This window comes from Sulfurovum sp., from assembly GCF_036568385.1.
Lineage (GTDB): Bacteria > Campylobacterota > Campylobacteria > Campylobacterales > Sulfurovaceae > Sulfurovum.
In genome coordinates this window covers 1-2,942 of record NZ_DATCSP010000088.1, presented here as the reverse complement: position 1 = coordinate 2,942, position 2,942 = coordinate 1, and the positions used below count along the sequence as shown (strand labels likewise).

At 44.7% G+C, this 2,942-nt stretch carries 4 protein-coding genes; 2 read left to right on the top strand and 2 right to left on the bottom strand.

Annotated elements, in window-relative coordinates; genetic code table 11:
- Positions 1-149: 149 nt before the first annotated feature.
- Both VIM88_RS09440 and VIM88_RS09435 read right to left on the bottom strand, forming a co-directional pair.
- Positions 150-482: a hypothetical protein gene (locus VIM88_RS09440; protein ID WP_331862639.1), complete on the bottom strand. Its 333-nt coding sequence runs from the start codon at positions 480-482 to the stop codon at positions 150-152.
- Positions 483-627: 145 nt separating this feature from the next.
- Positions 628-1,323 carry a type 1 glutamine amidotransferase gene (locus VIM88_RS09435; protein WP_331862638.1) on the bottom strand — a complete coding sequence of 232 codons (696 nt, stop codon included), beginning with the start codon at positions 1,321-1,323 and terminating at the stop codon, positions 628-630.
- Between the two features lie 182 nt (positions 1,324-1,505).
- On the opposite strand from VIM88_RS09435, the gene truD reads away from it, so the two are divergent.
- Together truD and VIM88_RS09425 are read left to right on the top strand one after the other, a co-directional pair.
- Positions 1,506-2,579: a tRNA pseudouridine(13) synthase TruD gene (gene truD, locus VIM88_RS09430; protein WP_331862637.1), complete on the top strand. Its 1,074-nt coding sequence runs from the start codon at positions 1,506-1,508 to the stop codon at positions 2,577-2,579.
- A 93-nt stretch (positions 2,580-2,672) separates the two neighbouring features.
- A partial coding sequence (locus VIM88_RS09425) for a hypothetical protein (protein ID WP_331862636.1) occupies positions 2,673-2,942 on the top strand: 270 nt, incomplete at its 3' end.

Sequence of the window (2,942 nt, the reverse complement as noted above, 5' to 3'; positions counted from 1 at the left end):
AAGTTACCGGTTCAGTTATTTAGCTCCCACACAGGCTCACTATTTTACAGCGGCTTCAACGAGATAATCAATCTACATCAACCGACTCTTACAGTTTTATTATACTGCACTCTTGAGTGGTGATTTGATTATACAAACGAGCAGAAGAGTTACTTTGACATTTCTTTCATGTGCTTATAATGCTCACGGTCCATTTCCTCCATGTGCTTACGATGCTCACGTTCCATCTCTTCGGCATGTTTTCTTTCCTCACGATACATTTCTTGATAGTGTTTTTCAGTCTCTCGATCGGCTTCTTGCATATCTTTCATCTGTTCGCGTTCGAATTCCTGTCTTTTCTTCTGTGCTTCGCGCATATTTTTCATATGCTCTTTTCTGGCCTCCAACTCTGCTTTGTCAGGGGAGTCAGCATAGGCAGCCGGGACTGCTGCCAAAGCAGCGAACATGACTGTTGTAAATAATAGGGCTTTTTGACGTTGCATTAAGATCACCTCCGTGGATTAAATAAAAGACCATAATACCTTAAAAGTCTAAAATGATGCAAGAATGAGCGTGTAGAAAATACATCTTAGCACAGCTTTTTAGCGAAGTTGGCACATTAGCGACTGCATCCTCCTGAAGGCATTGTCAGCCGTTGCTTGCCTGTAAATACTCAAGGATCCTTGCCATTAAGCTGTTTATCGATGCATAACGCTCTTGGGGAGCGGAGAGGATCTCTGCCTCTGATTGGATGTATTTGCCTCCCACGAGTTCATCTTTGCAATTTTCGACAAGTGCCTGTGCCGATGCCGGTGTGGTTTCCAGGTGGAACTGTAACCCGATAACATTTCTGCCGATTTGGAAGGCTTGATTTTTGCACCCTTTGCTTTCCGCTATCTGAATAGCACCTTCGGGCAGGCTGAAGGTTTCACCATGCCAATGGAACACCTCTGTTTCTTCCGGAAACTGAAAAACCAAAGTGCTTTCATTTTTAACCGCTTTAACCGGGAACCAGCCAATCTCTTTTTCCGGGTTCTGGAAAACTTCGCCTCCCATTGCATCAGCGATGAGCTGTGCGCCCAAACAAATACCCAGAACCGGCATTCCCGCTTCAATAGCGCTTCTGATGAACGCCTTTTCTTTTCCCAACCAAGGGTATTCTGATCCATCGTTGACACTCATCGGACCACCCATTACAATGAGCAGATCGATCTCCTCGATCTCAGGGAGAACTCCGGAATTGAAAAATGGAGTGCTTGATACTTCATAACCGGCATTTTGGAGCCAGGATGCGATACTCCCCAATCCTTCAAACGCTACATGCTGTAAGTAATGTGCTCGCATTTCGATTCCTGTTCTATTTTTGATAGTATGAGTATACAAAAAATGTTCTACTATGACAAGAATTGTAAATACTTACATATCACCAAAGCCTGTGCTTAAGCAGATCTTTTTCCATCTGATAGCCAACGTTGAACTTAATGACCTTTCAGCTAAAATATCACAACTAAAAAAGAAAGAATCACATGAAACTCATCTACCCTCTCAACGTCAAAAACGAATTTGTCTTCAACTCCTCTCCGAGGGATTTTACCGTCGAAGAGATACCGCTCTATGAGTTCACGGGCGAGGGCGAACACCTCGTGCTTCAGGTGCGTAAAAAAGAGCTGACGACATGGGAGATGCTTGATATACTTTCCAACCATGTGGGTATACGCCGCCGTGACATGGGCTATGCCGGGCTGAAAGACAAACATGCCATGACGATACAGCACATATCGGTCATGGCGGTCCATGAGGATAAGCTCAAAGCATTTACGCATGACAAGATCAAGATCCTTTCGATGGTACGTCATAACAACAAGATCCGCGTAGGGCATCTCAAAGGGAACCGCTTTAACATCCGTCTCAAGAAGGTTCTGGGTGTTCAAAAGGACAAGCTGGACTCTGTACTGAAATGGATCAAAGCAAACGGTGTTCCGAACTACTTCGGGAATCAGCGTTTTGGAAATGAAGGGAACAACTGGGAAGAGGGGAAGAGACTGATAGAGGGAACACTGAAGATACGGGACAGAAAGACCAAAGAGTTTTTGATAGGTGCCTACCAGAGCTACCTGTTCAACCAATGGCTCTCCAAGCGTATGGAACTGAGTCACCTGCTTGAAAAATTCACCGAAGCGGAGACAGAGAAGCTGTTCGGTCTGCCGGAAGGCTCGCTCAAAGGTACCAAAGCACAGCCTCATTTCTTTAAACTGGTAGAAGGGGATGTGATGATGCACTACCCTTACGGACGTTTATTTACAGCGGAGAACCTGGAAGAAGAGGCTGAACGCTTTGCAGCGAAAGACATCGCTCCCGCCGGACTGCTTCCGGGTAAAAAGACAAAGCGGGCCGAAGGTACAGCAGGTCTGATAGAAGCACCCTTTGTTGAGGAGATAAACCTCAATGGAGCCAGACGCTATGCATGGATACAGGTCACGGAGATCAAGAAAAAATATGTAGAAGAAAAAGCCCATTATGAACTGAGCTTTGTACTGCCCAAAGGGTGTTATGCGACCAATGTACTGGATGTGCTGAGAGGAGAGCAGCTTCAGTCCTGATCCGTATTTTCTATCACTGTTAAAAAACTCCACACATATTTCACGATTCAATGCTATACTATAAGGTTATTTTATAATATAAAGGAGTCTGAAATGCTAAGCAGAAAACTTAAACTTTTAGGTGCGATGGGCATCGTCACTTCAGCACTGGTCTTTAATGCATGTACACCGCAGGAGCGTGCTTTTGCTTCAGGAGTCGGTGTTGGTGTAGTAGCGGCATCCGTATTCAGTTACCCGCGTTATTATGACAGGCCATACTATTATTACGACGGTATGTACTATTACGGCGGTGTGTATCGTGACGGATATTATATCTATAAGGGAAAAAGATTTAGAAATGGACACTACTACCATAATGGATAC